Source organism: Limnohabitans sp. Jir72, from assembly GCF_003063575.1.
Lineage (GTDB): Bacteria > Pseudomonadota > Gammaproteobacteria > Burkholderiales > Burkholderiaceae_C > Limnohabitans_A.
Genome location: NZ_NESC01000003.1, coordinates 322,001 through 328,190 on the forward strand (window position 1 = coordinate 322,001; position 6,190 = coordinate 328,190).

General features: G+C 61.3%; 5 protein-coding genes and 1 pseudogene. 4 read left to right on the forward strand and 2 right to left on the reverse strand.

The annotated features are described in order from the left end of the window. Positions 1 to 4: 4 nt before the first annotated feature. On the reverse strand, positions 5 to 808 hold the full coding sequence (locus B9Z52_RS06325; RefSeq protein WP_199222044.1) for a GntR family transcriptional regulator: 804 nt from the start codon (positions 806 to 808) through the stop codon (positions 5 to 7). A 199-nt stretch (positions 809 to 1,007) separates the two neighbouring features. On the opposite strand from B9Z52_RS06325, the gene gndA reads away from it, so the two are divergent. Next, complete coding sequence (gndA, locus tag B9Z52_RS06330) at positions 1,008 to 2,417, forward strand: NADP-dependent phosphogluconate dehydrogenase (RefSeq protein WP_108413021.1); 1,410 nt, start codon at positions 1,008 to 1,010, stop codon at positions 2,415 to 2,417. A gap of 21 nt (positions 2,418 to 2,438) precedes the next feature. Here gndA and B9Z52_RS06335 read toward each other — a convergent pair whose 3' ends face one another. Continuing rightward, positions 2,439 to 4,010: an acyl-CoA synthetase gene (locus B9Z52_RS06335; protein ID WP_199222045.1), complete on the reverse strand. Its 1,572-nt coding sequence runs from the start codon at positions 4,008 to 4,010 to the stop codon at positions 2,439 to 2,441. 60 nt (positions 4,011 to 4,070) lie between these two features. Here B9Z52_RS06335 and B9Z52_RS06340 point away from each other — a divergent pair, with 60 nt between their 5' ends. From B9Z52_RS06340 to B9Z52_RS06350, 3 genes and pseudogenes are all read left to right on the forward strand, one after another. After that, positions 4,071 to 4,640: a DUF2889 domain-containing protein gene (locus B9Z52_RS06340; RefSeq protein WP_233251836.1), complete on the forward strand. Its 570-nt coding sequence runs from the start codon at positions 4,071 to 4,073 to the stop codon at positions 4,638 to 4,640. A 279-nt stretch (positions 4,641 to 4,919) separates the two neighbouring features. Beyond that, a complete protein-coding gene (locus B9Z52_RS18095; protein ID WP_233251837.1) occupies positions 4,920 to 5,180 on the forward strand; it encodes an IS3 family transposase in 261 nt (86 codons plus the stop codon). A gap of 48 nt (positions 5,181 to 5,228) precedes the next feature. Then, positions 5,229 to 6,061 (forward strand): annotated as a pseudogene (locus B9Z52_RS06350) (IS3 family transposase); the annotation flags it as partial. Positions 6,062 to 6,190 lie beyond the last annotated feature (129 nt).

Sequence of the window (6,190 nt, forward strand, 5' to 3'; positions counted from 1 at the left end):
AAGGTCAATGAAAGTTGGCGGACAACTCTTGGCTTACCCACACCTTGGCATCGATGCTGCCAACGCGGGATAACTGCATCTGGTATTCGTACCGGTCCGGTCGGTACAAGCCATGCAGCCATTGGACGGGACGGTCGTCCTCGTCGTAAATCAACCGCCGCACGGCCAACAAGGCCGATCCGACGGACACATCCAGGTGCTGGGCCATGCCCACATCGGCCAGGCGGGCCGAAATGGTTTGCTCAGCACGGCCCACCTTGACGCCCGATTCTTCGAGCAGCACCAAGATGGGCTTTTGCATCAGTTCACGTTTGCCAAAGCCCGCAGAGATCGACTCGGGCACCCAGGTGGTGATGTGCGACAAGGGGCCTTCGGGGGTGCTGCGCACACGTTCGGCTTTTTGCACGGTGGATCCGGCTTGCAGCTGCAAGGCGGCGGCCACATCCACCGGGGCGCGCATGCGCTCGACCGACAAGACCCTGACCTTGGTGCGCAGGCCCATGGTGACCAGGTTCTCGAGCAAGCCCGTCAGGCGTGCTTGCTGGCCTGTGGCCATGGTGGAGGCCTGCATCTGCACTTCGTTGGCACGCGCTGCCACCGGGCGGGTGCCGCGACCGGGCTCACGGCTGATCAAGCCCTCTTGCGCCAACTGCGACAGCGCACGGCGCACCGTGACACGGGCCACACCGAACTGGCCCATCAAGGCCATCTCGCCGGGCAAGCCCGCATCAAAACGGCCTTCGCGCAATTGCTCGCGCAGCACCAGATAAATCTGGTGGTACTTGGGCAATGGCAAATTCGGATTCATGCCGCTATCGTTGATCAGTCCTAATGTCCTGTCAATAGAACAATCAAGTCCTATTGATAGGACATTTCACTAGGGATTTCCCGCACCCGTATGCGTCGCGCATGCACCATGAATGGGCAGGTCTGTGTTGCAAAATCGCGGCCACCTCTTTGGGCACAACCTGGCATGCCGGGCACCCTGACTTAGACGAATGGAAGCCATGCAAGCAAGCGATATCGGCCTCGTGGGCCTGGGCGTGATGGGTGAAAACCTGGCCCTGAATCTGGAGCGCAACGGCTTTGCCGTCAGCGGCTTTGATCTGGACGCGACCAAGCGCCAAAGTTTTTCTGCACGCACCCAGAACCTGAAAGCCCAAACGGCTGACTCACTGGCCCAGTTGGTGGCCAGCTTGCAAGTGCCGCGCCGCGTGTGGCTGATGGTGCCTTCAGGCGCCCCGGTGGACGCCGTGCTGACCGAGCTGCGGCCCCTGCTGGCTGCGGGCGATGTGCTCATCGATGGCGGCAACACCTTGTTCACCGACACCCAGCGGCGCATCGCAGCGCTTGAAGGCTCGGGCATCTTGTATGTGGGCGCGGGCGTGAGCGGCGGCGAAGAAGGCGCGCTGCGCGGCCCAGCGCTCATGCCCGGCGGCTCGCCCGAGGCCTGGCCACTTGTGAAACCCCTCTTGCAAGCCATCGCCGCCAAGGCCGACGACGGCCAGCCCTGCTGCGACTGGATGGGCCACGGCGGTGCCGGTCACTTTGTGAAGATGGTGCACAACGGCATCGAATACGCCGACATGCAAATGATTTGTGAAGCCTATTGGCTGATGCAGCAATGCCTGGGCATGAGCGCCGCCGAGATGAGCCCGGTCTTTGCGCACTGGAACGAAGGCAAGCTGGGCAGCTACCTGATCGGCATCACCGCCGACATCTTGAAGCACACCGACCCCGAGACCGGCGACGCCTTGGTCAACGTGATCTTGGACACCGCCGAGCAAAAAGGCACCGGCAAATGGACCAGCCAGATCGCGCTGGACATGGGCGTGACCGCGCCCACGATTGCCGACGCGGTGTTTGCCCGCACCATCAGCGCCATCCAGCCCGAGCGGGCGGCCGCATCCCACATCTTGAAAGGCCCTGCGGCCAAGGTGGCGGGCGAGCGCGAAGACGTCTTGCCCAAGATCCAGCGCGCCTTGCTGGCCGCCAAGCTGTGCGCCTATGCGCAAGGCTTTGCGCTGCTCAAAGCCGCTGACCGCGAACACCAATGGGCACTGCCCATGGCCAAGGTGGCCTCGGTCTGGCGTGCGGGCTGCATCATCCGCGCCCACCTGCTGGAAGACATGCGCCGCGCCTTGGCCGCAAACAACGATTTGCCTAACCTGCTGGTGGACAGCCACTTTGCCCACGTGATGGCCGACTGCGAACAAGACCTGCGCGAAGTGGTCGCCATGGCCGCCCTGAACGGCGTGGCCGTGCCCGCCTTCATGAGCGCGCTGTCGTATTACGACGCCTACCGCTCGGCCCGCCTGCCCGCCAACTTGCTGCAGGCGCAGCGCGACTACTTTGGTGCACACGCCTACCAGCGCACCGACAGGCCCGGCAAATTTCACACCCGCTGGGGCGCTTGACGTCCCCAGCCTGGCTAACGTTCAGGCGTAGCGCAGACGCAAGTCGCGCTTGAGCAGCTTGCCGCTGGGGTTCTTGGGCAGCGCGTCGGTGAAGACCACGCGCTTGGGTGTCTTGAAGCCGGCCATGTGTTGGGCGCAGTGCGCGATCACCGCCGCCTCGTCCAGCGTGTGCCCGGCCTTGACCACCACCACGGCTGTCACCGCCTCCACCCACTTGGGGTCGGGCAAACCGATCACCGCCACTTCGCTCACTTGCGGCAGGCGGTAGATCATCTCTTCCACCTCACGGCTGGCCACGTTTTCGCCGCCGGACTTGATCATGTCTTTCTTGCGGTCCACCACGGTGATGTAACCCTCCTCGTCGATGATGCCCAGATCCCCGCTGTGGAACCAATCGCCCTCAAACGCAGCTTTGGTGCGCTCGTCGTCGTGGAAGTAGCCCAACATCAAATGCGGTGAGCGGTGCACGATCTCGCCCACCTCGCCCACGGCCACGTCCTGCATGTCGTCGTTGACAACGCGGGTCTCGACGTTGCGCACCGCCTTGCCGCAGGAGCCGGGTTTGCGCAGTTGGTCGTCGGGGCCCAACAGGGTGGCCAGGGGCGCGATTTCGGTCTGGCCATACAAGTTCCACAAACGCACCTTGGGCAGGCGCGAGGCCAGCTCTTTGAGCACCTCGACCGGCATGATGGACGCGCCGTAATAGCCCTTGGCCAGTTGGGCGAGCTTGTCGGCATCGAGCAGCGGCGAGCGCAGCAGCGCGATCCACACCGTGGGCGGCGCAAAGAAGCTGGTGATGCCGAACTTCTCGAGCATCGGCAGCAGGTTGTCGGGCGTGGGCTTGGAGGTGATGACGTTGGTGCTGCCCATGTAAATGGCCGGGCCAAAGAACACATCGAGCTGGGCGCAGTGGTACAGCGGCAGCGCGTGCAGGGCCAGGTCGGCCTCGGCAATTTCGGCATCGATCACGCAGCTCACGTATTGCCACATGACCGCATCGTGCGTCAGTTGTGCGCCTTTGGGCGACGACTCGGTGCCGCTGGTGTAGACGATCTGGGCCACGTCGTAGCTACCCAACTGCAAGTCGGGCAGTGCATCGCTGCAGGCGGCCAGCGTGTCAAAGTTGTGCATGCCCGCCACCGGCTGGCTCGGGTCTTCGGAGGGCAGCCAGATGAATTGCTCGACTTTGGTGTCCAGCTTGGATGCGGCTTGCGCCAGTTCGGCCAAGCCGCTGTCGGTGGCCAGGGTCTTGGCCCCTGCGTGGCGCAAGATGTAGGCGACTTCCTCAGACTTGAGCATGAAGTTGATCGGCACCATGACCGCGCCCCGGCGGGCCAGCGCAAAGCGCAGCGCCGCAAAACCGTGTGAATTGCGGGCCAGCACCGCGACCTTGTCGCCCTCGGCCACGCCGATGCTGGCCAGGCCAGCGGCCAGGCGGCTGACCAGCGCATCGAACTCGGCATAGGTCCAGGTGGTTGCACCGCACACGATGCCGGTCTTGGCGGGCAAGCGGATTGCGGTGCGGCGCAGGGCATCGGCAATGGTCTGTCGGCGAACGGCGGGGTGGATGGCGGTTTGGACTGCGTGCGACATGGTGTGGGCTCCTGCATCGATATGATCGGAAGATTGAACACCAGACCCGCGAGAATTCCATTGGCACTACCCCCATCATCCCCCCGAAAACTGTCACATACGCGAACCGTCGTTTACAACGGTTATGACCGCGAAGACGGTCTGTGGGACATCGAAGCCGATCTGACCGACGTGAAAACCTTTGGCTTTCAGGTGCCCAACGAGCGGCCCTTCCCGGCCAACGAACCCATCCATGGCCTGAAAATCCGCGTCACCCTCAACAACAAAATGGTCATCCAGGACATCGTCACCGCGATGGACGACATCCCCCACCCCGAATGCGCGGGTGCCCCGCACGGCATGCACAAACTGATCGGCCAAACCATGGGCCCGGGCTGGCGCAAGATCATCAACGAACACGTGGGCGGCACCGAAGGCTGCACCCACCTGCGAGAACTGTTGTTCAACATGGCGACCGCCGCCTACCAAACCCTGCCCGCAGGCCAATGGCACCGCCGCGAACAAGCCGGCCAGCCGCAACCAGAAATCACCAAACCGCCCTACCACCTGGGCCAATGCCACAGCTGGGCTTATGACAGCCCGACGGTGCAGAGGGCGTATCCGATGTTTTTCAAGCCGAAGGCCGAGTAAATCACTTACCCGATTACCAGTCGGCCAGGCTCAACGGTCATAATCCGCATGTTTACCTCAAAGAGGTGCTGCCTCCCGCCTAGGATCGGTCGAAGGAGTTTTGTACAAGTGGGTTCGCAAGTCCAAGGCCGCTGATGGTGTTCCGTTGGGAGGCATGCGAGCGATACAGGCCGAAGTGGCCAAGCGCAAGGCTGAGTTAAGGCGCACCACTGAGGAGCGCGACATCCTAAAAAAGGCCGCAGCGTACTTTGCAAAACAGTCCGGGTGAAGTATGCGTTCATGCAAGCCCACCGATCCGAATTCAAACTCACCAGCATGTGCCGAGACCTCAGGGCTCACCGCAGCGGTTTCTATGCCTGGCTGCACGTGCCGTTATCACCTCGTGCCAAACTCAACGAGGGGTTAACTCTGAAGATCAAAGAGTTCTATGACCAGCGTATGGGTATCTACAGCAGTCCGCGCATCTTCTGTGACCTGCGTGAAACAGGTGTGGCCTGCGGAGAAAACCGTGTCGCGCGACTCATGGTAATCGTCCCCTAGAACCAAAGGGCTGAGAAGTAGAATTTTTTCCAACGGAAGAGGTTCTACATGAGAAAGTCAAAGTTCACCGACAGCCAGATCATGGATGCGGTCAAACGGGTCGAAGCGGGCTTTGCGGTGCCCGACATTTGTCGGGAGCTGGGCATCAGCACCGCGACGTTTTACAAGTGGCGGGCCAAATACGGCGGCATGGACGTGTCGATGATGTCGCGCATGAAAGAGCTGGAAGACGAGAACCGGCGGCTCAAGAAGATGTACCTTGAGGAAAAGCTCAAGGCCGAGATCGTGGCGGAGGCGCTCGAAAAAAAGTGGTGAGGCCATCTCGCAGACGGGAGATGGCCCAAAAAGCAGTGACAGAACGCGGCGTGTGCATACGGCAGGCGTGCCAAGCGTTTGGCATCAGCGAATCTTGCTACCGCTACGAGCGCAAACTCGATGCCGAGAACGCCGAGGTGGCCAATTGGCTGATGAAGCTGACGGACAACCACCGCAGCTGGGGCTTTGGCCTGTGTTACCTGTATCTGCGCAACGTCAATGGCTTCAAATGGAACCACAAGCGTGTGTACCGCGTCTACAAGGAGCTGGAGCTCAATTTGCGGATCAAACCCCGCAAGCGGCTGGTGCGCGAGAAACCTGAGGCGCTGACGCTGCCACAGGGCATCAACCAGGTGTGGTCGATGGACTTCATGCACGACCAGCTCGAAGACGGCAGAACGTTTCGGTTGTTCAATGTCATTGACGACTTCAACCGCGAAGCCATTGGTATGGAAGTCGACTTCTCGTTGCCCTCAGAGCGGGTGATTCGGGAGCTCAAGCAGATCATCTCGTGGCGAGGAAAGCCACAGGTGATTCGGTGTGACAACGGCCCGGAATACATCAGTTCGTAAGCAATGGGATGGACGCTCCCACCTACACGGCATCGAAATGTGCCAAAGTGGAGATGCAAATCAACCACTTGAACAGACAGGAGCGTCCGACATGAAGGTTACAACAGTAGGCATCGATCTGGC

Bases quoted from the DNA above. Each gene is read 5' to 3' on its own strand.
- B9Z52_RS06325 (WP_199222044.1), bottom strand. From the start codon at position 808: ATGAATCCGAATTTGCCATTGCCCAAGTACCACCAGATTTATCTGGTG.
- gndA (WP_108413021.1), top strand. From the start codon at position 1,008: ATGCAAGCAAGCGATATCGGCCTCGTGGGCCTGGGCGTGATGGGTGAA.
- B9Z52_RS06335 (WP_199222045.1), bottom strand. From the start codon at position 4,010: ATGTCGCACGCAGTCCAAACCGCCATCCACCCCGCCGTTCGCCGACAG.
- B9Z52_RS18095 (WP_233251837.1), top strand. From the start codon at position 4,920: ATGCAAGCCCACCGATCCGAATTCAAACTCACCAGCATGTGCCGAGAC.